Raw genomic sequence first — 22,837 nt, forward strand, 5'->3', positions numbered from 1 at the left:
CTCGCCGAGGCTGACGGGGTCGTCGCGGGCAACATGATGCTGGCCGCCGGGCTGCGCGACGCGCTGGGGCCTGTGCCCATCGGCGCCCACGACGACGGCATCCTGCGCTACGGCCCCGACCGGATCGGCCCCCCGCTGGTGCGCAGCCGGGCGCCCCTGTCCGAGGCCTGGGGGCCGCTCTGCGCCGGGCTGGCGGCTGCGATTCGCGGCGAGCCTTGCCAGCAAACCCTTCTGAACGTGGCGCTTATCGCCGACAGCTGACGCGCGGTTGACAGCTCATGCGCGCTCCCGCATCCTGACGTCGATCCGAAACGTTTCGGATAGGCTTTCAGAAGCTCAAGGGAGGACATCATGACACGCCGCGCACCTGTTTTCGGGCTCGGTCCCGCGCTGATCCTGCTGCTGTCGCAGCCCGCTCCGGCCCAGGATCTCATCCATCCGCAGGGGGAGGGCCCCTTCACCTGGTCCGCCTACGAGGACTTCGCCGCGGCGCATGATTTCACGGGCGAGGTGCTCGAGGTGCGCGGCTCCTCGACCGGGCAGGACAAGGCCAAACTGGAGAACCTCTTCGCCTATTTCGCGGCCGCCACCGGGGCCGAGGTGCGGCTTTCGGGCTCGGACAACTTCGAGCAGGACATCGTCATCGCCGCCCAGTCCGGCGCGCTGCCCGACATCGCCATGTTCCCGCAGCCCGGGCTGGCCGAGCAGATGGCGGGCCGGGGCTTTCTGCACCCGCTACCGGACCAGAACCGCGCCTGGTTCGAGGAGAATTTCGCGGCCGGCGCCTCCTGGGCCGATCTCGTGACCTACGAGGGGGCCGACGGCGCGGCGCGCATCTACGGCACGATCTTCGGCGCGGACGTGAAGTCGCTGGTCTGGTATTCGCCCATCGCCTTCGACGAGATGGGCTACGAGATCCCCGAGACGATGGAAGAGCTCAAGGCGCTGACCGAGCAGATCGTCGACGACGGCGGCACGCCCTGGTGCATCGGGCTCGGGGCGGGGTCGGCCACCGGCTGGCCCGGCACCGACTGGATCGAGGAAATCGTCCTGCGGACCCAGCCGACCGAGGTCTACGACCAATGGGTCCCCAACGAGATCCCCTTCGACGATCCGCGCATCATCGCCGCCTTCGAGGAATACGGCTGGTTCGCGCGCAACGACGATTTCGTCGTCGGCGGGGCGGACAGCGTCGCGACGCGGGACTTCCGCGACAGTCCCGCCGGCCTCTTCACCATCCCGGCCGAGTGCTACATGCACCGCCAGGCCTCGTTCATCCCGAACTTCTTTCCCGATGATGTCGAGGTCGGCCCGGACGCGGATTTCTTCTATTTCCCGGCCTACGAGGACAGGGATCTCGGCCAGCCGGTGCTGGGATCGGGCGGGGTCATCACCTCGACCAACGACCGGCCCGTCTCGCTGGCCTTCGTCGAGTTCCTCAAGACGCCCTTCGCCCACGAGATCCAGATCAGCCAGGGCCAGTTCCTGACCCCGCACCTGAAGGCCTCGACCGAGGCCTATGCCACCGAGGCGCAGCGCACGCAGGGCGAGATCCTGACCAGTGCGACCACCTTCCGCTTCGACGGCTCCGACCTCATGCCCGGCGAGATCGGCACATCCGCCTTCTGGCAGGCCATGGTCGACTACCAGACCGGCGCTTCGGCCGAGGAGGTCACGGGGAACGTGCAGGCCCGCTGGGACCGGCTCCGGTAGGGCGCGGCCGCGCGCCAGGTGCCGGCAGGGCCTTCAGTGAAGGTTGGACTTGCCGCGTCCCTCGCGGTCGCGCACCTGCTGCAGGAATTCCTCGGGGTCGACGGTCTCCATGACGTGGTCGCAGGCGGCCCCGAAATCGGCATCCGGCTCCGAGGCGGCGATCTCGGTCGCCATGGCCTCGAACTCGCTCAGGCCGATGCTGTCCCGCTTGAGAAGCGCCGAGCGCGTGTTCACGCGCGTGTCCCGGTCGACGATCAGGAAGCGGACGGTGTCCGACCGCTTCATCCGGTCGTAGGTCGCGTTCGGCAGCGAGCCCAGGTCGATGAACTGCTCCTGCGTGAAGCCGTGCGGCGCATCGGGCGCGACCTGCCACAGCCAGTAGCCGACGCTGCCGTGCGGCGTGGGCACGACCCCGGAGACCAGCCCGACGACAAGGTCGCGCTCCTCTCCGGCGGCCTGGGCCAGCTCGGAGTCGCAGGCGCAGAGGATCACGGTCTCGAGGCCCTTTTCCGTCACCATCTCGTGGAAGAAGACCGCCTGCGGCAGCTCCTCGAGCTCGTCCGCGTCGTCCTCGTCCTCCGCCTCGGGCTCGATCATCCGCGCGATCACGCTGTCCGAGGCGATCTTGCCGGCCTCGATATCCTCCTGCAGGAAGGGCGCCGCGTATTCCGCGCCCTGCCGCACAAGGTCGAGATGCGCGTGCGGATCGTTCGTCGTGCTCGAGGAAATGCCGAGGAAGCGCGCCTTGAAGGCCGGCTTCTCGTCGGCCTTGGCCTCGCCCTTGAAGATGCCGAGCGCGACAAGGTTGTAGCCGCCGTCGAGGGCCGCGTTGACCGAGTCGGTATCGGCCACGAGGTGCACGAGCGAATGGGCCACGAGCTCCTCGAAGGTCATGCCGTTCTGTGCCTTGCGCTCGCGCAGCTGGCCCCAGTTGTCCTGGCTGAACAGCGTTCCGATCACCTGCACGTAGTCGTCGCCGTCGGGCGTGTCGAACACCCTGGGCTTGCCCTCGCAGGCGTCGCGGTCGAGGACGAAACTCGTGAAGTCGGTCTCGCCGAAGACGTGGATGATGAGGCGGTCGTCTAGGTCGGGCATCCGGGCGCTCGTGCAGGTTGCATGTCGGTGGCCATCGCGTGGCGGACGGTCTGTCGTCGGTCCCCGAAGCCGGGTCCGGGTGTCGGCGGCCGGACGTGGCTGCCGCTCCGGAAACGCGATCGGCCCCGGGTGGGGGCGCGGCGGTGTCCGGTCCGGGAGGTGCGGGGCGCCCCGGCGACGCGCTTCCGGTCGAAGCCATCGTCGTCCACGAAGCATGCGATCTGCAAGAGACCCCCGAACCACACGTCCTCCGGCCAAAATATGTGCCGGGACGCGAGGTTCAAGCGGTCACTGAAGGGGCCGGCCGGAATCGGCGGATGCGGCCCGGCGCGCCGTGGCGTCCCGGCAAGCGGCCGGACGGGGCGCGGCTGCGCGCGATTTCCGGCGAAACGCGGTCTTTCGGGCGCTCGTGGCCTGCGGCGGCACCTGGCCGCGCCGGCCGCCCGAAAGGCCTGTCCGGGGCTCAGATGTAGAGCTGATCCCGGAAAACGTGATGAACGATCTCGTCACGGCGCAGGCCGCGGCGCGCAAGCTCGGCGTCGCTCATGGCCGAGAGCTTGTCTGCCTGGCGCAGGCGCTGGTTCTTCTCGGCGAGAGAGATCAGGCCGTCGAAGATGCGGGTCAGGATGCCACGGTCGTCGGTGTCGTGGTGCGGGACGGAATGAATGTCGGTTGCGGACATGTCGGGTCTCCTTGAATGTCGGGCGTCTGGCGCCCGCTGTTGAGCCAGAACCTAGTTGCCGCACCGCAGCATAACTACCGACGATCCCGCATCCCCGCGTCCCGCCCCGTGCATGCCGGGGCGTAAGGCCCGCCGGGCCTGCGTCGCCGCCCCGGGATTTTCCGGGCATGGCAGGCCGTTGCCCGAAATGGCAGCATTCGGGGCCGCCTTGGGTCCCGGCAGGTCATCCGTCACTTGCGCGCGCCGGAGGCTCGCTTATGGTGTGCGCGTTCTCAGGGCGGGGTGAAATTCCCCACCGGCGGTGACAGCCCGCGAGCGCCCTTCCGATGGAAGGGGTCAAGCAGACCCGGTGGAATTCCGGGGCCGACGGTGAAAGTCCGGATGGAAGAGACGTATCGTGCACGGCGCTCACCCGCCTTGTGCGGGCGAAAGCTCTGGGACCTTTTGTGACCAACGGAGGGTTCCGCAATGACCGACCACACTCAAACCCGCATCGCCTTTATCCGTGCACGCTGGCACGCCGACATCGTCGACCGCGCGCACGAGGGCTTTGTCGCCGAGGCCGCCGACGTCCTGCCGGGCGCCGAGGTCGACGCCTACGACGTGCCCGGCGCCTTCGAGATGCCGCTGCTGGCCAAGCGCCTCGCCGAAACCGGCCGCTACGACGCGGTCGTGGCCGCGGCCTTCGTCGTCGACGGCGGCATCTACCGCCACGACTTCGTGGCCGACGCGGTGGTGAAGGGGCTGATGGCGGCGCAGATGACGACCGGCGTGCCGGTCTTCTCGGTGTCGCTGACGCCGCACAACTACCAGGAAACCGAGGCGCACAACGCCTTCTTCCGCGAGCATTTCGTGGGCAAGGGCGCCGAGGCGGCGCGGGCCGTGCGCGGCGTGCTGGACGTGGCGATGCCCGGCTCCGGGCTGTCGGTCGTCAACGGCTGAGGCGGATGGCGCGGCCCCGTGGTTCGGAGCCGCGCCTCCCTTATCCCGCGATCCGCGCCCTGGCGCGGGCCGCGACGGCCTCGGCGGTGATGCCGAACTCGGCGTAGAGGCGTTCCGCCGGGGCCGAGGCGCCGAAGCCCGGCATGCCGACGACATCCGCCTCGCGCGCGACGTAACGGGTCCAGCCAAAGGCCGAGGCCGCCTCGACCGCGATGCGCGGCGCATCGCCCAGCACCTCGGCCTGATAGGCCTCGGGCTGCGCGTCGAACAGCGTCCAGCAGGGCATCGAGACGACGGCGACGCCGTGTCCCTCGGCGTGCAGAGCCTCGGCGGCCTCGACCGCCAGCGCGACCTCCGTTCCGGTCGCGAGCAGCGTCACGTCGCGGCGCGCGCCGAAGCTGCGGATCACGTAGGCGCCGCGCGCGGTCAGGTTCTCCGCGCCCGCCTCGCGCAGCTGCGGCACCCCTTGCCGCGAGAGCGCCAGCAGCGCGGGCGTGGCGGGCCTGTGCAGCGCGATGTCCCAGGCCTCGAGCGTCTCGACCGCGTCGGCGGGGCGGAAGACGTCGAGGTTCGGGATCGCCCGCAGCGAGGCCAGGTGCTCGACCGGCTGGTGCGTCGGCCCGTCCTCGCCCAGCCCGATGGAATCGTGCGTCATCACGTAGGTCACGCCGAGCCCCATCAGCGCCGAGAGGCGGATCGCGTTGCGGGCGTAGTCCGAGAACACCAGGAAGGTGCCGCCGTAGGGCCGGAAGCCGCCATGCAGCGCGAGCCCGTTCATCGCCGCCGCCATGCCGAACTCGCGCACGCCGTAGCCGATGTAGCGGCCCGGAGCCTCGGCGGTGAAGGCGCTGTCCACCGCCGCCACCCGCGTGAGGTTCGAGCCCGTGAGGTCGGCGCTGCCGCCGATCATCGCGGGCACCGCCGCCGCGAGACGTTCCAGCGCGATCTGCGAGGCCTTGCGCGTCGCGACCGTCTGCGGCGCGTCGAAGAGCGCCTTGCGTGCCTCGGCGACGGCGGCCTCGTAACCTTCGGGCAGGGTGCCCTCGATGCGGTGGCGGAACGCCTCGGCCTGCCCGGAGGCGGCGAGCGCGTCCTCCCACTCGGCGCGGGCTTCGGCGCCACGGGCGCCGATGGCCTGCCACGTCCCGGCCAGCTCCGCCGGAATCTCGAAGGGCGCCGCCTCCCAGCCAAGCGCGGCCTTGGCGAGCGCGCCTTCCTCTTCGCCCAGCGGCGCGCCGTGCGCCTTGGCCGTGCCCGCGCGGTTGGGCGACCCGAAACCGATCAAAGTTTTCATGGCGATGAGCGTGGGCCGCCCGGTCTCGGCTTTGGCCTCGGTCATGGCCCTGTCCAGCGCCTCGGCATCATGGCCGTCGCAGCGGATCACGTGCCAGCCGCAGGCCGCGAGCCGCGCCGGCACATCCTCGGAGAAGCTGACCGAGGTCGGCCCGTCGATGGTGATGTCGTTGTTGTCGTAGAGCAGGTTCAGCTTGCCGAGACCGAGGTGTCCGGCCAGCGAGATCGCTTCCTGCCCGATGCCCTCCTGCAGGCAGCCGTCGCCCAGCATCACCCAGGTGCGGTGATCGACGAGGCCGGGAAACTCGGCGGCCAGCGCCCGCTCGGCCAGCGCCATGCCGACGGCGGTGGCAAGGCCCTGTCCCAGCGGGCCGGTCGTGGTCTCGACCCCCTTGGCATGGCCCCACTCGGGGTGCCCCGCGGTGATCGCGCCCCACTGCCGGAAATTGCGGATCTGCTCGATGGTCATGTCCGCGTAGCCCGTCAGGTGCAGCAGCCCGTAGAGCAGCATCGAGGCATGGCCGTTCGACAGCACGAAGCGGTCGCGGTCGGGCCAGTCGGGCGCCGAGGCGTCGAACTTCAGGTGCTTGCGGAACAGCACCGTGGCCGCGTCGGCCATGCCCATGGGTGCGCCGGGGTGGCCCGAGTTCGCCGCGTTCACCGCGTCGATCGCCAGCGCCCGCAGGCAGTTGGCGAGTGCGAAGTTCTCCGGGTCGATGGCGGCCTTGGCCGCGACTTGGGGCTGATCGAGCATGACATCCTCCTCCTGAGTGAGCGCTAACATCCTGCCTGTGATCTAACACCGTGATCTCACAAAGTCACATAAAATGTGTTGCAATGTTAGAATTGAGTGTTATTTTGAGATCACGAAACGGAGGAGCCTTCGCCATGCCCGAGGCCTGGATCGGCACAAGCTGGAAGATGAACAAGACCCTGGCCGAGGCGCTGGACTGGGCCGAGGGGCTTGCATCCGCCAGCCTCTCGCCGCGCATCCGCAGCTTCGTCATTCCACCCTTCACCGCCACGCGGCAGGTCAAGGCGGCGCTGGCCGAAACGCCCGCTCTGGTGGGTGCGCAGAACATGCACTGGGCCGATTCCGGCGCCTGGACCGGCGAGGTCTCGGCGCCGATGCTGGTCGACTGCGGCCTCGACATCGTCGAGCTGGGCCATTCCGAGCGGCGCGAACACTTCGGCGAAACCGACGAGACGGTCGGCCTCAAGACCGAGGCGGCGGTGCGTCACGGGCTGATCCCGCTGATCTGCATCGGCGAGACGCTGGAAGACCGCGAGGGCGGCCGCGCCGCCGAGGTGCTGGCAAGGCAGGTGCGCGGCGCGCTGTCGAAGCTGACCGCCGATCAGGCGCGGTCCGAGATCTGGCTCGCCTACGAGCCGGTCTGGGCAATTGGGGAGACCGGCATCCCGGCGACGGCGGACTACGCCGACGCCCGGCAGGCCGAGATCATCGCCGTGGCCCAGGAGGTGCTCGGCCGCCGCGTGCCCTGCCTCTACGGCGGGTCGGTCAACCCCGGCAACTGCGCCGAACTGATCGCCTGCCCCCATATCGACGGGCTCTTCATCGGGCGCTCCGCCTGGGACGTGGCCGGATACCTCGACATTCTCGCGCGCTGCGACGCCGCGCTGGACGCACAAGCCAAGACGGAGGAACTGACATGAAAATCGCAGTGGCCGGCGACAGTGCCGGCGAACCCCTTGCCCGGGCCCTGGCCGAATACCTGACCCAGAACCCGATCTACGAGGTCACCGAGGCGTCGCGCACCGACACCGGGCCCGACGACTACTACGCCAACCTTGCGGACCGGATCGGCACGGCGATCAAGGCGGGTACCTACGACCGCGCCATCCTGTGCTGCGGCACCGGCATCGGCGTCTGCCTCTCGGCCAACAAGGTGCCGGGCATCCGCGCGGCGCAGACCCACGACACCTACTCGGCGGGCAAGGCCGCGACCTCGAACAACGCGCAGATCATCACGATGGGCGCGCGCGTCGTGGGGGCGGAACTGGCCAAGGACATCGCCGACGCCTTCCTGTCGTCGGTCTTCGACCCGGCCGGCAAGTCGGCCAACAACGTGAACGCCATCGACGCGGTGGACGCGAAATACCACACGGTCTAAGGACCGGGGCCGATGGACCGGGCGCCTTTCGGGGCCCGGTCGTGGCTGAAAACGGATCCCCCGACATGCTGACACTGCCCAACGACCGCCCGACCGAGGCGGCGCTCCTTCACTCCTGCCTGCCGGACGGCGCACTGGGCGAGCTCATCGCCGCGCTTGCCGGCACGCTGCCGGCCATCGCGGCCCGCCTCGGCGCGGGCAAGCTGCCCGGCGACCCGGCGGCCGCCTGCGGGCAGAACGAAAGCGGCGACGTGCAGAAGGCGCTGGATGTCGGGGCGCACGATCACGTCCTCGCCGCGCTGGCGGGGCGGGGCGTCCGCCACGTGCTGTCGGAAGAGGCCGAGGCGGTCGAACTGGTCGATCCCGACGGGGCCTTCGACCTCGCCATCGATCCCATCGACGGCTCGGGCTCCATCGGGATCGGCGCGCCGCTGGGCATGCTCTTCGCGATCTATCCCACGGGGCCGGCCGATTTCCGGCGCCCGGGCCGCGAGGCCGTGGCCGCTGGCTATGCCTCCTTCGGGCATTCGCTGGATTTCGGCTTCACCGCCGGGCAGGGCGTGCAGATCGCGACCCACGACGGGCGCGACTTCCGCATCGCGGCGCGCGATGTCCGCCTGAAGCATCAGGCCTCGACCATCGCCTACAACGCCTCGAACGAACGCCACTGGAGCCCGGGCCTTCAGGCCTGGGCCACCGAGCTGCGCGCCGGGGCCGAGGGGCCGCGCGGGCGCGACTTCAACATGCGCTGGCTGGCCGCCGCGGTCGGGGAACTGCACCGCATCCTGCTCAAGGGCGGCGCCTTTCTCTACCCGGCCGACCGGCGCGAGGGCTACCGCGAGGGGCGGCTGCGGCTCGCCTACGAGGCGGTGCCCATCGCCTGCCTGATCGAGGCCGCCGGAGGCCGCGCGACCGACGGCACCCGGCGCATCCTCGACCTGCTGCCCGACAGCCCGCACCAGAACGTGCCGCTGGTCTTCGGCGCCGCCGAAGAGGTCGGGATCATCGAAAGACACCTGTCCGAGGAGACCTGACACATGGCCCGCATCACGCTTCGCCAACTGCTCGACCACGCCGCCGACCACGGCTACGCCGTGCCCGCCTTCAACATCTCGAACATGGAGATGGGGCTGGCGATCATGACCGCGGCGCGCGAGGCCGACGCGCCGGTGATCCTCGCGGCCTCGCGCGGGGCGCGGGCCTACGCGGGCGACAGGCTGCTGGCGCGGCTGATCGACGGGCTGGTCGAGACCTTCCCCGAGGTCCCGGTCTGCATGCACCTCGACCACGGCAACGCCCTCGCGACCTGCGCCACGGCGATCCAGCACGGGTTCACCAGCGTGATGATGGACGGCTCGCTGCTGGCCGACGGCAAGACGCCGGCGGACTATGCCTACAACATGGACATCACCCGGCGCGTGACCGAGATGGCGCACGCCTGCGGCGTCTCGGTCGAGGGCGAGCTGGGCGTGCTGGGCTCGCTGGAAACCGGCATGGGCGATCAGGAGGACGGCCACGGCGCCACGGAAAAGCTCTCGGAAGAGCAGCTCCTGACCGATCCGGCCGAGGCCGAGCAGTTCGTCAAGGACACGGGCGTCGACGCGCTGGCGGTGGCGATGGGGACCTCGCACGGCGCCTACAAGTTCACCCGCCAGCCCGACGGCGAGATCCTCGCCATGAGCGTGATCGAGGAGATCAACCGCCGTCTGCCCGATACGCATCTCGTGATGCACGGGTCGAGCTCGGTGCCCGAGGACCTGCAGCAGGTCATTAACAGCTACGGCGGCGACATCCGCCCGACCTGGGGCGTGCCGGTGGACGAGATCCGGCGCGGCATCCGCTCGGGCGTGCGCAAGGTGAACATCGACACCGACAACCGCATGGCGATGACGGCGGGCGTGCGCCGGGTGCTGTCGGAGACGCCGGGCGAGTTCGACCCGCGCAAGTATCTCAAGGAGGGCAAGGCGCTGATGCAGGACCTCTGCAAGGCCCGCTTCGAGGCCTTCGGCACCGCCGGTCATGCCTCGCGGATCACCCCGCTGCCGCCCGAGGCGATGGCCGCCCGCTACTGACCCCTCTCGCGGCAGGCACGGACAGGCGCGCTCCGCCCGGGCGCGCCTTTTGCTGTCAGCCCCGGCGCTGTGCGTAGTCCGCCATCAGCTCGCCGAACCGCTCCATCGGCGGAAATTCCTCGAAACCGTGCGTGGCCCCGGTCTGCGCCCAGGGCAGCTTCGTCTTCGTCCAGGTCTCGATGAAGGGCGAGAACCACGAGAGATCGTCGAACATCGTCGGCCGGACATTCACCATCCCGTGCTCGGGCAGGCGGGTGAACATCCAGGTCAGGCACGCGGGACAGAAGCTGTGCTGCAGCTCTGGGTTGCGAAGGCCGCCCAGCACGGGCTCCCCCTGCAGCAGCTCGAACCCCTCGGCCTGCACCATCGCGGTCAGCGAAAAGGCACTCGACGACATGCGCTGGCATCCGGTGCAGTGGCAGGCGGCCGTCATCATCGGCGCTGCCGTGATCCGGAACCGGGTGGCCCCGCAGCGGCAGGTCCCTTCGAGCGGAAGCGCGATCTCGTCCATGTCCTCTCCTCTCCTCGCGGCCCGCCTCGGGCCCGCGCGCAGACTGCCCCGGACCGGCGCGGTCCTCAATCCGCTTCAGGCACGAAAAAGGGGGCCCGCAGGCCCCCTTTCCCCGTCCCGTTCCGCCGGATTCAGGAGGATTGATCCAGGGTGAACGGGCCGGAGTAGGCGTCGACGTTGCTCGAGTCGATCAGCATGCAGTCGAAGAGCTGCTTCTCCTCGGCCACCTTCAGCTCGCCGTTGTTGATGAAGTGGTCGGCCTGCCGCACCGCTTCCTCGGCGAAGATCGCCACCGGCTGCAGCACGGTGTAGGTCAGCTCGCCGGCCTTGACCGCGTCGACCGCGTCGGGCGAGCCGTCGAAGCCGCCGACGACCATGCCCTCGAGCTTGCCCGCTTCCTTCAGCGCGGCGATCGCGCCGAGCGCCATCTCGTCGTTGCCCGAGATCACGCCCGAGATGTCGGGGTTCGCCTGCAGCATGGACTGCATCTTTGAATAGCCCTGCGTGCGGTCCCAGTTGGCCACTTCCTCGGCCTTCTCCACGAGGTCGGGATACTGCGACAGCACCGTCTCGAAGCCGTTCGAGCGGGTCTGCGCGTTGTTGTCCGACGGCGCGCCGAAGAGTTCGACGTAGGAGGCCTCGTCGCCGATCGCCTCGACCCAGGCCATGGCGCCAAGCGCCGCGCCCTGCGCGTTGTTCGACACCAGCTGCGCCTTGGCGAGGCCCGACTGGTTGATCTCGGCGTTGACGATGAAGACCGGGATGCCGGCCTCGACGGCCTTCTTCACGGCACCGACCGAGCCGTCCGCGTTCGCCGGGTCGAGGATGATCGCCTTGGCCTGGTTGGTGATCGCGGTGTCGACGAGGTTGCTCTCGGTGTTGGTGTCGCCCTTGTGCGCGGTGACGTTGGCGTCGTAGCCCAGCTCCTCGGCGGTCGCCTTGGCGACCTCGCCCTCGGTGAACCAGTAGGGGTTCGAGGGGTCGTTGACGATGATCGAGATCAGCCCGTCGGCCATGGCGGCCTGCGCCATCAGCGGCAGGGTTGCGACGGTTGCGAGAATGGTGCGCCTTGTGAAGTTCATCTTGGGTATCCTCCCGTTGGGATCTGGTATGTGCCGGTGGGACCCGGCGGCTTATTCGGGCGCGAGGCCTCCCTGCCTCGCGTCCGCGAATTCTCAGCGGCCGGAGCGGCCGTATTGCAGGCTGTTGAGCAGCACGGCGAGCACGATCACGGCGCCGGTGAAGACCGTCTGCCAGTAGGCCGAGACGCCGATGATCACGAGGCCGTCGCTCAGGAAGCCGATGACGAAGGCGCCCAGCATCGTGCCCAGGACGTTGCCGCGTCCGCCGGTCAGGGCCGCGCCGCCGATCACCACCGCCGCGATGGCGGTCAGCTCGTAGGTGGTGCCGGCCGTGGGCCCGGCCGAGGTCAGCTGCGAGCTCAGCACCAGCCCGGCGATGGCGGCGCAGATGCCCGACAGCACGTAGACCGAGATCTTGACGCCGCGCGTCGGCACGCCCGAAAGCTCGGCGGCGCGCTCGTTCCCGCCCGAGGCATAGAGCCAGCGGCCAAAGGCGCTGCGGGCCAGCACGAGGCCCACCGCCAGCGCGACCAGCGCCAGCACGATCACACCGATCGGCACGCCCGCGATGCGGTTGAAGCCCAGCCAGTCGAAGCCGGTGTTCCCCAGCGCCGCGTCGCCGCCCAGGTTGTTGTAGGTCAGCCCGTTGGTCATCAGCAGCGCGACGCCGCGCGCCACGTAGAGCATGCCCAGCGTCGCCACGAAGGCCGGGACGTTGAAGATCGCGATGAGCACGCCGTTGATCAGCCCCACGAAGGCGCCCAGCAGCACGGTCAGAACCACCACCGCCCAGACCGGCGGGTAGAGCACCACGCCCGCGGCCGGGATCTCGACCCCCTGCATGAGGAAGCCCGCGACCACGCCCGACAGGCCCAGCGTCGAGCCGACCGACAGGTCGATGCCGCCGTTCAGGATCACCAGCAGCATGCCGATGGCCAGCAGGCCGAAGATCGCCACGTGGCTCGACATGATGAGGAAGTTGCCGAGGCTGAAGTAGACCGGCGACAGGATCGAGAAGACGACGATGATGGCCACGAGGGCAAAGAACGCGCGCCCCTCGAGAAGGATCTTGCCGATGTTCAGGCCCATGCCGCCCCCCGCGGGCTTGGAATTCGTGATGTCCGCCATGATGGCCTCCCTTAGTGGTGCACGGCTTCGCCAGAGGCGGCCATGATCTGTTCCTTGGTTGCGGTGTGATCGAACTCGGCCGATATGCGGCCCCGGTTCATGACGACGATCCGGTGCGCGATGCTCAGGCATTCGCCCACTTCCGATGTCGAGTAGAGCACCGCCAGGCCGCGCTCCTCCGCCGTGCGGGCCAGCAGCTTGAAGACCTCGGCCTTGGCGCCGACGTCGATGCCGCGCGACGGCTCGTCGAGGAGGATCACCTCGGGCCGGGTGGCCAGCATCTTGCCGATCACCACCTTCTGCTGGTTGCCGCCCGAGAGCGAGCCGATCATCGCGCCGCCGCCGTCGGTCTTGACGGTGACCTCGCGGATCGAGTCCTCGACCACCTTGCGCTCGGCCTTGCGGCTGGTGAAGAGCCCCCGGGTGAAGGCGGCGATGGAGGACAGCGACAGGTTCTGGCCGACGGTCATGGTCTGCACCAGCCCGTCGCGCTGCCGGTCCTCGGGCACCAGCACGAGCCCGGCGTCGATGCGCTCGGCGATCGACAGGTGCGAGACGTCGCACCCGTGCAGCTTCACCGCGCCCTCGCGCGCCCGGATGCGGCCTGCGGCGCATTCCATCATCTCTGTGCGCCCGGCGCCCATCAGGCCGTAGATGCAGACGATCTCGCCGCAGCGGACACTGAGGTTCATGTGATCGACCACCAGCCCGTGACCCGAGGGATCGGGCACGCAGAGGTCCTCGATGATCAGCGCGGGCTCGCCCGTCCGGCTGGCGGGCGGCGAGCCGAGGTCGAAGCCCTCGCCGACCATGTTGCGCACGATCCACTCCAGGTCGATCTCGGCGCGCGGGGCATAGGCGGTCATCTCGCCGTCGCGCAGCACGACCGCGTGGTCGGTCACCTCAAGCGCCTCCTCGAGGTGGTGCGAGATGTAGACGATGCTGACGCCCTTGGCGGTCAGGTCGTTGATCACCTTGAAGAGCACCTCCACCTCCGAGGCGGAGAGCGCCGAGGTCGGCTCGTCCATGATAAGGATGCGGCTGCGGGCCTGCAGGGCGCGGGCGATCTCGACGATCTGCTGCTGCCCGAGGCGAAGCTCCTCGACCGGGGTGAGCGGGTCGATCTCCTCTTCCAGCTCTTCCATCAGGGCGCGGGTGACGCGCTCTTCCTCGGCGAAGTCGACGCCGCGCGGGGTGCGGATCTCGCGCCCCATGAAGATGTTGTCCCGCACGTTGAGGTTCGGGGCCAGCGCGAGCTCCTGGTGGATGATCGAGATGCCCTGCGCCAGCGCGTCGTTGGCGCCGTGAAAGCTCACCGGTTCGCCGTCGAGCAGGATCTGTCCCGAGGTCGGCGTGACGATGCCCGAGAGGATCTTCATCAGGGTCGACTTGCCTGCGCCGTTCTCGCCGAAGAGCGTGGTGACCTGGCCGCGGTGGATGTCGAAGTTCACGCCCTTGAGCGCCTTCACGGCCCCGTAGTGCTTGGCCACGTGCCGCGCCGACATCACCACTTCGCCGGTGGCCTGCGCGGCCTCGGGACGGATGCTCTGCTGCACGGTCATTGCACCTGCACCTCGACCGGGGTGATCAGCCACATCTTGGGATTGATCAGCTTGAAGACGCCGGTGACCGAGATCGTCTTGCCGGTCAGCGACGAGGTGTCGAGCCCCTCGAGAACCTCGGCCTTCATCGCGCGGTTGATGCCGGCGCCGGCGTCCTGGTACTCGATCTGGTTCTTGAAGTCGCCGAAGGCGATGTCGCCGGGCGCGTCGCGCAGGTCGGTGCCGTTGATCGCGGGGCCGGTCTGGACCCGGACGCGCACGTCCTCGACCCCGTCGACCTCGATGTCGTAGATGCCGGACTTGCCGTCGCCAACCGTACCGGAAACCCGTACGGGTAGTACAGGCATCGCGCCCCCGGTGCCGTATTGCGCGGCGGCGGCGGACTTGTCCTCGGCCAGCGCGGCGGCCAGCGTTTCGGCCTCGACGGCGCGCGCTTTCACGTCCTCGCGGATGCGGGGGAACTGCTCGGCGCCGAAGGCATCGGGCGAGAAGCCCGCGACGCGGGTGTCCTGGTCCGAGCCGATGGTGACGACCGTGGTGTCGAGCGCGATCGCGGCCAGGGTGCAGAAGGCCACCGCGCCGATGAGGATGCCCCGTCTGCCGACACGCGGTTTGATGGAAATATCGGTGGCACTCATGGCCTGTCGCTCCTCCCGTCGGGCCCCCGGACGGGGCCTGTTGATCCAAGGCGGGAGGTGCTGCCGCGGCGCCGCGTGACGTCGCCCCGCCCGATCTCCGGTGCCTTCGACAGCAGTTCTCCGTGGCCGCCTTGATGACGGCGTCCCGGTGCGTGTCGCGGCTGAGATCCGGCGTGGCCCATCCCTGCGCAGGCCGTCGTCCTCCCGTTTCGCAAGACGAATCGTGCTTCTGCCCGTTTCGCCTGCCACGTCCCGAAACCCCTTGATACGCCTGCCTTTTCCTCCGTCTGGCGGGCTGTGGGGTCCGGGTCGTGTCATCCACCTTAACTGAAAAAAATTACAACGAAAGTAAAAAAATACACTCGACATGTGATCGGGCTGGCGTATGCTTGGATCACGTCGCGGGCCGTCCGGCCCCGGCACGGACCGCATCGGCTGGAGGAGCCGCGGTCGCAAACCAAGGGAGGAGGTCGCATGGCACAAGCGCCTTGCGTGGCTCGCCATCTGCGCCCCGGAATGCCGCAGCATGGCTGATCGCGACATCATCATCGGCATCGACGCGGGGACCTCGGTCATCAAGGCCGTGGCCTTCGACCTGAGCGGCCGCCAGATCGCCGCCGCGGCGGTGCCGAACCGCTACGACAGCGGCCCGAACGGCGCCGCGACACAGGACATGGACCGCACCTGGGCCGATTGCGCCCGCGCCCTGTGCGGCCTCGGCGCGGATGTCGAGGGGCTGGCCGCGCGCACCGCCGCGCTGGCCGTGACGGGGCAGGGCGACGGCACCTGGCTGGTGGGGCAGGGCGACCGCCCGGTCGAGGATGCCTGGCTTTGGCTGGACGCCCGCGCGGCCGAGACCACCCGCAGGCTGGCCGCTCACCATCGCGACGCCGCGCGCTTCCGCGCGACGGGCACCGCGCTCAACACCTGCCAGCAGGGCGCGCAGATGGCGCACATGAGCCGCCACTGCCCCGAGCTTCTGGACCGCGCCGAGGTGGCGCTGCACTGCAAGGACTGGCTTTATCTCAACCTGACCGGCGTGCGCGCGACCGACCCCTCCGAGGCCAGCTTCACCTTCGGCGACTTCCGCACACGCCAATATTCCGACCTGGTGATCGAGGCGCTCGAGCTGCGCGGCCGCAGCCACCTGCTGCCGCCGATCCTCGACGGCAGCCGCGAGACCCACCCGCTGAGCGCGGCGGCGTCCGAGGCGACCGGCCTGCGGGCCGGCACGCCGGTCAGCCTGGGCTACGTGGACATGGTGATGACCGCGCTCGGGGCCGGGGTCCATACCGGCACGCCCGGCGCGGCCTGCTCGACCATCGGCTCGACCGGCGTGCACATGCGCGCGGTGCGCGACGACGCGGTCACGCTGAACGGCCGCTCGGGCTACGTGATCTGCCTGCCGGCCGAGAACATGGTGACGCAGGTGCAGACCAACATGGCCGCCACGCTCAACATCGACTGGGCGCTGCGCGTCGCGGCCGACCTGATGAGCGAGACCGGCCACCCGCACGACTACGCCGATCTCGTGGCGCGGATCGACGGCTGGCTGGCGCGCTCCGAGCCGGGGCGGCTGCTCTACCAGCCCTACGTTTCCGAGGCGGGCGAGCGCGGCCCGATGGTCAACTCCAATGCCCGCGCGGGCTTTGTCGGCCTTTCGGCGGGGCACCGTTTCCCGGACATGATCCGCGCGGTGGTCGAGAGCCTCGGGATGGCGGCGCGCGACTGCTATGGCGCCATGGGCACGCTGCCGGCCGAGCTGCGCCTGACCGGCGGTGCGGCGCGCTCCGGCGCGCTGCGGCAGATCCTCGCGGCCTCCGTCGGCGCCCCGGTGCGGGTCTCGGCCCGCGAGGAGGCGGGCGCGGCGGGCTGCGCCATGATGGCCGCCGTCGCCATCGGCGCCTACCCGGACATCGAGAGCTGCGTGGCCGAATGGGTCTCGCCGCTGCTGGGCCCGGCCGAGGCCCCGGACCCGGCGCTCCAGGCCACCTATGCCGATCTCTACCCCGCCTTTGCCGCGGCGCGCGAGGCGCTCGAGCCGGTCTGGGACCGGCTGGCTGACCGGCGCGAGCGGCAGGCCACCCCCGACATCGACACGCCGCGAGCCGCACAAGGAGGATCGTGACATGAGCACGCAGGAACTGGATCTCTTCGTCATCGGAGGCGGCATCAACGGGGCAGGCTTTGCGCGCGACGCCGCGGGCCGGGGCCTGAAGGTCGCGCTCTGCGAAAAGGACGACCTGGCCGAGGGCACCTCGTCGCGCTCGGGCAAGCTGGTGCACGGCGGGCTGCGCTATCTCGAGTACTACGAGTTCCGCCTCGTGCGCGAGGCGCTGATCGAACGCGAGGTGCTGATGAACGCGGCGCCGCACATCATCTGGCCGCTGCGCTTCGTGCTGCCGCATTCGCCGCAGGACCGGCCGGCCTGGCTCGTGCGGCTGGGGCTTTTCCTCTACGACCACCTCGGCGGGCGCAAGAAGCTTCCGGGCACGCGCACGCTCGACCTCAGGCGCGACCCCGAGGGGGCGCCGCTGCTCGACAAGTACACGCGCGGCTTCGAGTATTCCGACTGCTGGGTCGACGATGCCCGCCTCGTGACGCTGAACGCGCTCGACGCGGCGCAGCGCGGGGCCATCGTCATGACCCGTTCGCCCGCCGTGAGCGCGCGGCGCGAGGACGGCAGGTGGCGCATCACCACGCAGAACCGCCTGACCGGCGAGACGCGCGAGTTCGCGGCCAGGTGCCTGGTCAACGCGGCCGGGCCCTGGGTGACCGACGTGCTGACGCGGGTCGCGGGGGCCAACTCCTCGCGCAACGTGCGGCTGGTCAAGGGCAGCCACATCATCGTGCCGAAGTTCTGGGAGGGGCCGCACAGCTACCTCGTGCAGAACACCGACAAGCGGGTGATCTTCATCAACACCTACGAGGGCGACAAGGCGCTGATCGGCACCACCGACATCGCCTACGAGGGGCGGGCCGAGGACGTCGCCATCGACGACGGCGAGATTTCCTACCTGCTCGACTGCGTGAACCGCTACTTCAAGGAAAAGCTGCGTCGCGAGGACATCCTCGAGACCTTCTCGGGTGTCCGGCCGCTCTTCGACGACGGCAACGGCAACCCCTCGGCGGTGACCCGCGACTACACCTTCGATCTCGACGAGACCGGCGGCGCGCCGCTGCTGAACATCTTCGGCGGCAAGATCACCACCTTCCGCGAGCTGGCCGAACGCGGCATGCACGAGATCCGGCACGTCTTTCCGAAGATGGGGGCCGACTGGACCGAGGCCGCGGCGCTGCCCGGCGGCGACATGCCGGGGGCCGACTTCGACAGCTTCCGCGAGACGCTGAAGGCCGAGTTCCCCTGGATGAGCCGCGAGCTGCGCGAATACTACGGCCGGCGCTACGGCACGCTGACCCGGCGCATCGTCGGCGCGGCGAGCGGGCTCGAGGGGTTGGGCCGCTACTTCGGCGCCCATCTCTACGAGGCCGAGGTCACCTGGCTGGTCGAGAACGAGTGGGCGGTCACGGCCGAGGACATCATCTGGCGCCGGACCAAGCACCGGCTGGACATGACCGAGGCCGAGATCGCCGCCTTCACCGAGTGGTTCGACACGGCGCACGCGGTGGCCGCCTGATGGGCCTGACGCTTTCGCTGAACACCAATCCGCTGGTGAACCGTTTCGCCGATCCGGACGACCTGATCGACTGCGTCGCGCGCGATCTGCGCATCCGCGACCTGCAGCTGACGCACGAGTTCATCAATCCCTCGTGGCCTGCGCCGGTGATCCGCCGCCTCACGCGGCAGATGGGCGCGGCGCTGGGGCGCACCGGCGTGCGCGTGACCTCGGGCATGACCGGGCCCTACGGGCGGCTCAACCACTTCGGGCACCCCGACCGGGACGTGCGGCGCTACTACGTCGACTGGTTCAAGACCTTCGCCGACATCACCGCCGACCTCGGCGGGACCTCGGTCGGCACCCAGTTCGCGATCCTGACCTACCGCGAGCAGGACGATCCGGCGAAGCGCGCCGAGATGATCGACATCGCGATCGAGTGCTGGGCCGAGGTGGCCGAGCACGGCAAGGCTGCGGGGCTCGACTACGTCTTCTGGGAGCCGATGAGCGTCGCCCGCGAGTTCGGCGAGACCATCGCCGAGTGCATGGCGCTTCAGGACAGGCTGACCGCCGCGAACATGGCGATCCCGATGTGGATGATGGCCGACATCGACCACGGCGACGTGACGAGCGCCAACCCCGACGACGTCGACCCCTACGCCTGGGCCCGTGCGGTGCCGAAGGTCTCGCCGATCATCCACATCAAGCAGAGCCTCATGGACAAGGGCGGCCACCGCCCCTTCACCGCCGCGTTCAACGCCAGGGGCCGCATCCAGCCCGGGCCGCTTCTCGCGGCCTTTGCCGAGGGCGGCGCGCAGGACAACGAGATCTGCCTCGAGCTGTCCTTCAAGGAACGCGAGCCGAACGACCGCGAGGTGATCCCGCAGGTCGCCGAGAGCGTCGCCTTCTGGGCGCCGCACATCGAGACGGGGGCCTCTGACCTCCATGTCTAGGGCGTCTTGCGCGCGGCGCGGCTTTCCCCGGCTGCGCCGTGGCTCTATCAAGGACCGACCCGCCGATTTGCAGCCCCGCCGCCCGACACGAAGGACACCATGAACGACACTGACGAAACGCTGGCCATCCGCGCCGCCTGGATGCACTACGTGGGCGGGCTCACGCAGGCCAAGGTGGCCAAGCGGCTGGGTCTTCCCTCGGTCAAGGCGCACCGGCTGATCGCCAAGGCGGTGGCCGACGGGCGGGTCAAGGTCTCGATCGAGGGTGACATCGTGGAGTGCGTCGAGCTCGAGACACGGCTCTTCGAGACCTACGACCTCAAGCTCTGCGAGGTGGCGCCGGACATCGGCGAGGAGGGGCTGCCACTGCGGGCGCTGGCGCTGGCGGGCGCGGCCTACCTCAAGCGCCAGTTCGAGACGGGCGAGCATTCTGTCATCGGCCTGGGCCACGGGCGGACGCTGGCGGAGGTCACCCGGCAACTGCCGCGCATCGACGCCAAGGGCCTGCATTTCGTGTCGCTGCTGGGCGGGCTCACGCGGAACTTCGCGGCAAACCCCCACGACGTGATGCACCGCATCGCCGAAAAGACCGGCGCCCATGCCTATGTCATGCCGGTGCCCTTCTTCGCCAACACCGTCGAGGACCGCGAGGTGCTGCTGTCGCAGCGCGGCGTCGACGAGGTCTTCCGCATGGCCCAGGCGGCCACGCTCAAGATCGTGGGCATCGGCACCGCCACGGCCGATGCGCAGCTCGTCTCCTCGGGGATGATCGAGCCGGCAGAGATCGAGGAGATCGCGGCGGCCGGGGCGCGCGGCGAGATGCTGGGCGATTTCTTCGATGCCTCGGGGACTGTCGTGGAAACCACGCTTTCGGCCAGGACACTCGCGGTGGGCTACGATCCCGAGCGCGAAGAGGATATCGTTGCCGTCGCGGGCGGGCCGGACAAGGTCGAGGCGATCCGGTCGGTGCTGCGGTCGGGCAGGGTGGCCGGGCTGATCACCGACGAGCGGACCGCGCGCGCGCTTCTGGGCTGACGCGGCACGCAAAGGACGACCCGATGAAACGAGACGACCGGAGGCAGCACATCCTCGACGCGCTGGTGCGCGACGGCGCGGTGCAGCTCGACGAGCTGGCCGAGCAGTTCGGGGTGTCGAAGATGACGATCCACCGCGATCTCGACGAGCTCGAGGGCGAGGGGCTGCTGCGCAAGATCCGGGGCGGCGCGACGATCGAGCCCGGCTCGCAGTTCGAGAGCGACTTCCGCTTCCGCCAGCTTCAGGGGCACGATCTCAAGGAGCGGATGGCCCGCGCCGCGCTCGACTGGGTCGAGCCGGGGATGACGGTGATGGTCAATGACGGCTCGACGGCCTCGGTGCTGGGCGGGCTGCTGCCCGAGAAACGCCCGCTCACGGTGATCACCAACAACGACGCGGTGATGGAGGCCCTGAAGGCCGAGCCCGGCATCAGCGTCATCGCCCTGGGTGGCCGCTATTCCGCGAAATACAACGCCTGGGTCGGCCGCGTGACCGAAGAGGCGCTGGCGACCCTGCGCGCCGACCTGGCCTTCATCTCGACCCCGGCGGCGGGCGAGGGACGCATCTACCACATGGACGACGACATCACCCGGGCGAAACGCGGCATGATGGATGCGGCGGTGCGGTCGGTGCTGATGATCAATCACCTGAGGTTCGACCAGTCCGCGCTCCATGTCCTCGCGGGGTTCTCGGAGTTCGCGGCGGTCGTCACCGATGCCGAGCCCTCGGGAAAGGCGCGCGAACAGATCGAAGCCGCCGGCGCCCAGCTGCGCGTGGCAGAAGGCGGCTGATCCCGCCCGCGCCCGGCTAGGGTGCGAGCGGGACTCAGGCGGGTTCGGAGGACGTCGTGCCGCGCAGGCGTTTGACGTCTTTCGACGGCGATAGCCCGAACATCCGCGCGTATCCCCGGCTGAACGCCAAGGGTTTCCTGCAGGCCGCCGAGAGCGGGCTGAACCTTCCAGCGCTGACCTCCGGGTCGGCCTCGGACACCTTTCTCGCGCGAAACAACAACTCGACGCCGGAAAAGCAGATCGATGGCCAGCGCAAGCTGCGCGCGCTCTATACCGAGCACGGGCTGGGCAGCGGCCCGGTCTTCCTTTTCACCGCTTTCGGCTGCAACTGCGAGGGCGATATTCCCGTCGCCAAGGCCATGCAGCGCGCCGCCGACCTGGTCGGCGTCTGCTAGGAGGCGGGCATGCCGCCCAACCCCGAGCGCGTCCTCGTGGCCGCCGAGGCCATCGGCGTCGGCCGCCGGGCGTTGCAGAAGGCGGCGGAATACGCCAACGAGCGCGAGGTCTTCGCCCGGCCCATCGGCAAGAGCCAGTCGATCCAGCACCCGCTGGCGCAAAGCTGGATGGCCCTCGAGGCCGCGGACCTCATGGTCTGGCAGGCCGCCAAGCTCCTCGCGGCCGACGCCGCCTTCGATGCCTGCGACCGGGCTGTACGCACTCACGGCGGGTTCGGTTGTGCCAAGGAATACCACGTAGAGCGCTACTTCCGCGAAGTCGTGCTGCCGCGCATTGCGCCGGTGACCCGCGAGATGATCATGTCGTTAATAGCCGAGCGCGTGCTCGAGCTGCCGCAGTCCTACTGAGGCGACACTGGGGAGGAGACGACATGACCGATAGCAAGCAACTCGCGGGGAAACGCGCCATCGTCACCGGGGCATCCGGTGGCCTTGGCCTGCACTTCGCCAGGATCCTCGCTGCCGCCGGTGCCGAGGTGACGCTGGCCGCGCGGCGCAAGGAAAAGCTCGAGGCGGCGGTGGCCGAGATCGAGGGCGCGGGCGGGTCGGCCAATGCCGTCTCGCTCGACGTGACGGACCCGGAGAGCGTCGCCGCGGCGTTTGGCGGCGAGGCCTATGACATCGTCATCAACAACGCGGGCGTGACCGTGGACGGCCCGGCGCTCAAGACCTCGGACGAGGACTGGAGCCGCGTCGTCGAGACCGACATGACCGGCGTCTTCCGCGTGGCCCAGGCCGCGGCGCGCGCCATGACCGAGGCGGGCAAGGGCGGGAGCATCGTCAACATCGCCTCGATCCTCGGGCTGCGGGTGGCGGGCAACCTTGCTGCCTATGCCACCGCCAAGGCGGGCGTCGTGCAGATGACGAAAAGCCTCGCGCTGGAGTGGGCGCGGCACGGCATCCGCGTGAACGCGCTCTGCCCGGGCTATATCGAGACCGACATCAACCGCGATTTCTTTGCCTCGGAGGCGGGGCAGAAGCTCATCAAGCGCGTGCCGCAACGCCGGCTCGGGCAGATGTCCGAGCTCGACGGGGCGCTGATGCTGCTGGCCACGGACGCGGGCAGCTTCATGACCGGCTCCGAGATCGCCGTCGACGGCGGCCACCTCGTTTCCTCGCTTTAAGGACCAAGACCC

Annotated in this window: 23 protein-coding genes and 1 riboswitch; of the genes, 15 read left to right on the plus strand and 8 right to left on the minus strand. The window is 69.5% G+C overall.

Annotation, left to right across the window (positions count from 1 at the left end):
- Together SALMUC_RS30765 and SALMUC_RS26215 are read left to right on the plus strand one after the other, a co-directional pair.
- Nucleotides 1-261, plus strand: a 261-nt coding sequence (locus SALMUC_RS30765) for a hypothetical protein (protein WP_037372998.1), incomplete at its 5' end; no start/stop codon positions are given.
- A 90-nt stretch (nt 262-351) separates the two neighbouring features.
- Nucleotides 352-1,713: an ABC transporter substrate-binding protein gene (locus SALMUC_RS26215; RefSeq protein ID WP_020041637.1), complete on the plus strand. Its 1,362-nt coding sequence runs from the start codon at nt 352-354 to the stop codon at nt 1,711-1,713.
- Between the two features lie 33 nt (nt 1,714-1,746).
- On the opposite strand, the gene SALMUC_RS26220 is transcribed toward SALMUC_RS26215, so the two are convergent.
- Nucleotides 1,747-2,808, minus strand: coding sequence for a hypothetical protein (locus tag SALMUC_RS26220; protein WP_020041638.1), 1,062 nt, complete (start codon nt 2,806-2,808; stop codon nt 1,747-1,749).
- Between the two features lie 463 nt (nt 2,809-3,271).
- On the minus strand, nt 3,272-3,490 hold the full coding sequence (locus tag SALMUC_RS26225) for a hypothetical protein (RefSeq protein ID WP_020041639.1): 219 nt from the start codon (nt 3,488-3,490) through the stop codon (nt 3,272-3,274).
- Nucleotides 3,491-3,754: 264 nt separating this feature from the next.
- Nucleotides 3,755-3,886, plus strand: a riboswitch (FMN riboswitch).
- A gap of 72 nt (nt 3,887-3,958) precedes the next feature.
- On the opposite strand from SALMUC_RS26225, the gene SALMUC_RS26230 reads away from it, so the two are divergent.
- A complete protein-coding gene (locus tag SALMUC_RS26230; RefSeq protein WP_020041640.1) occupies nt 3,959-4,432 on the plus strand; it encodes a 6,7-dimethyl-8-ribityllumazine synthase in 474 nt (157 codons plus the stop codon).
- A 40-nt stretch (nt 4,433-4,472) separates the two neighbouring features.
- Here the strand turns inward: SALMUC_RS26230 and tkt are convergent, their stop codons facing one another.
- On the minus strand, nt 4,473-6,479 hold the full coding sequence (gene tkt, locus SALMUC_RS26235; protein WP_020041641.1) for a transketolase: 2,007 nt from the start codon (nt 6,477-6,479) through the stop codon (nt 4,473-4,475).
- A gap of 134 nt (nt 6,480-6,613) precedes the next feature.
- On the opposite strand from tkt, the gene SALMUC_RS26240 reads away from it, so the two are divergent.
- The 4 genes from SALMUC_RS26240 to fba all read left to right on the plus strand — a co-directional run bounded on the left by SALMUC_RS26240 (nt 6,614) and on the right by fba (nt 9,929).
- The gene (locus tag SALMUC_RS26240) at nt 6,614-7,399 is read left to right on the plus strand and encodes a triose-phosphate isomerase (RefSeq protein WP_020041642.1); all 786 of its coding nucleotides are present in this window, start codon (nt 6,614-6,616) and stop codon (nt 7,397-7,399) included.
- Complete coding sequence (gene derI / locus SALMUC_RS26245) at nt 7,396-7,857, plus strand: D-erythrulose-4-phosphate isomerase (RefSeq protein ID WP_020041643.1); 462 nt, start codon at nt 7,396-7,398, stop codon at nt 7,855-7,857. Before SALMUC_RS26240 ends, derI begins: the two co-directional genes overlap by 4 nt.
- A gap of 65 nt (nt 7,858-7,922) precedes the next feature.
- Nucleotides 7,923-8,891: a class 1 fructose-bisphosphatase gene (locus tag SALMUC_RS26250; protein WP_020041644.1), complete on the plus strand. Its 969-nt coding sequence runs from the start codon at nt 7,923-7,925 to the stop codon at nt 8,889-8,891.
- Between the two features lie 3 nt (nt 8,892-8,894).
- Nucleotides 8,895-9,929 carry a class II fructose-bisphosphate aldolase gene (gene fba / locus SALMUC_RS26255; protein WP_020041645.1) on the plus strand — a complete coding sequence of 345 codons (1,035 nt, stop codon included), beginning with the start codon at nt 8,895-8,897 and terminating at the stop codon, nt 9,927-9,929.
- 55 nt (nt 9,930-9,984) lie between these two features.
- Here the strand turns inward: fba and SALMUC_RS26260 are convergent, their stop codons facing one another.
- The 5 genes from SALMUC_RS26260 to SALMUC_RS26280 form a co-directional block, all read right to left on the minus strand.
- On the minus strand, nt 9,985-10,440 hold the full coding sequence (locus SALMUC_RS26260; protein WP_020041646.1) for a GFA family protein: 456 nt from the start codon (nt 10,438-10,440) through the stop codon (nt 9,985-9,987).
- 131 nt (nt 10,441-10,571) lie between these two features.
- Complete coding sequence (locus SALMUC_RS26265) at nt 10,572-11,522, minus strand: D-ribose ABC transporter substrate-binding protein (protein ID WP_020041647.1); 951 nt, start codon at nt 11,520-11,522, stop codon at nt 10,572-10,574.
- Between the two features lie 93 nt (nt 11,523-11,615).
- The gene (locus SALMUC_RS26270; protein WP_020041648.1) at nt 11,616-12,650 is read right to left on the minus strand and encodes an ABC transporter permease; all 1,035 of its coding nucleotides are present in this window, start codon (nt 12,648-12,650) and stop codon (nt 11,616-11,618) included.
- Nucleotides 12,651-12,661: 11 nt separating this feature from the next.
- On the minus strand, nt 12,662-14,212 hold the full coding sequence (locus tag SALMUC_RS26275) for a sugar ABC transporter ATP-binding protein (protein WP_020041649.1): 1,551 nt from the start codon (nt 14,210-14,212) through the stop codon (nt 12,662-12,664).
- Complete coding sequence (locus SALMUC_RS26280) at nt 14,209-14,850, minus strand: DUF2291 family protein (RefSeq protein ID WP_020041650.1); 642 nt, start codon at nt 14,848-14,850, stop codon at nt 14,209-14,211. The genes SALMUC_RS26275 and SALMUC_RS26280 overlap by 4 nt, the downstream gene beginning before the upstream one ends.
- A gap of 526 nt (nt 14,851-15,376) precedes the next feature.
- Here SALMUC_RS26280 and SALMUC_RS26285 point away from each other — a divergent pair.
- The 8 genes from SALMUC_RS26285 to SALMUC_RS26320 all read left to right on the plus strand — a co-directional run bounded on the left by SALMUC_RS26285 (nt 15,377) and on the right by SALMUC_RS26320 (nt 22,825).
- Entirely contained in the window at nt 15,377-16,978 is a 1,602-nt protein-coding gene (locus SALMUC_RS26285) for an FGGY-family carbohydrate kinase (RefSeq protein ID WP_020041651.1), read from the plus strand.
- Nucleotide 16,979: 1 nt separating this feature from the next.
- The gene (locus SALMUC_RS26290; protein WP_020041652.1) at nt 16,980-18,488 is read left to right on the plus strand and encodes a glycerol-3-phosphate dehydrogenase; all 1,509 of its coding nucleotides are present in this window, start codon (nt 16,980-16,982) and stop codon (nt 18,486-18,488) included.
- Complete coding sequence (locus SALMUC_RS26295; RefSeq protein ID WP_020041653.1) at nt 18,488-19,420, plus strand: sugar phosphate isomerase/epimerase family protein; 933 nt, start codon at nt 18,488-18,490, stop codon at nt 19,418-19,420. Before SALMUC_RS26290 ends, SALMUC_RS26295 begins: the two co-directional genes overlap by 1 nt.
- Before the next feature lie 99 nt (nt 19,421-19,519).
- Entirely contained in the window at nt 19,520-20,455 is a 936-nt protein-coding gene (locus SALMUC_RS26300; RefSeq protein WP_020041654.1) for a sugar-binding transcriptional regulator, read from the plus strand.
- A 23-nt stretch (nt 20,456-20,478) separates the two neighbouring features.
- A complete protein-coding gene (locus tag SALMUC_RS26305; protein WP_020041655.1) occupies nt 20,479-21,246 on the plus strand; it encodes a DeoR/GlpR family DNA-binding transcription regulator in 768 nt (255 codons plus the stop codon).
- Between the two features lie 56 nt (nt 21,247-21,302).
- On the plus strand, nt 21,303-21,641 hold the full coding sequence (locus tag SALMUC_RS26310) for a beta/alpha barrel domain-containing protein (protein ID WP_021121035.1): 339 nt from the start codon (nt 21,303-21,305) through the stop codon (nt 21,639-21,641).
- Between the two features lie 9 nt (nt 21,642-21,650).
- On the plus strand, nt 21,651-22,049 hold the full coding sequence (locus tag SALMUC_RS26315; RefSeq protein ID WP_020041657.1) for an acyl-CoA dehydrogenase family protein: 399 nt from the start codon (nt 21,651-21,653) through the stop codon (nt 22,047-22,049).
- Between the two features lie 23 nt (nt 22,050-22,072).
- Nucleotides 22,073-22,825, plus strand: a complete 753-nt coding sequence (locus SALMUC_RS26320) for an SDR family NAD(P)-dependent oxidoreductase (RefSeq protein WP_020041658.1) — start codon at nt 22,073-22,075, stop codon at nt 22,823-22,825.
- The last annotated feature ends 12 nt before the right edge of the window (nt 22,826-22,837 follow it).

This window comes from Salipiger mucosus DSM 16094, from assembly GCF_000442255.1.
In the GTDB taxonomy this organism is placed as follows: Bacteria; Pseudomonadota; Alphaproteobacteria; order Rhodobacterales; family Rhodobacteraceae; genus Salipiger; species Salipiger mucosus.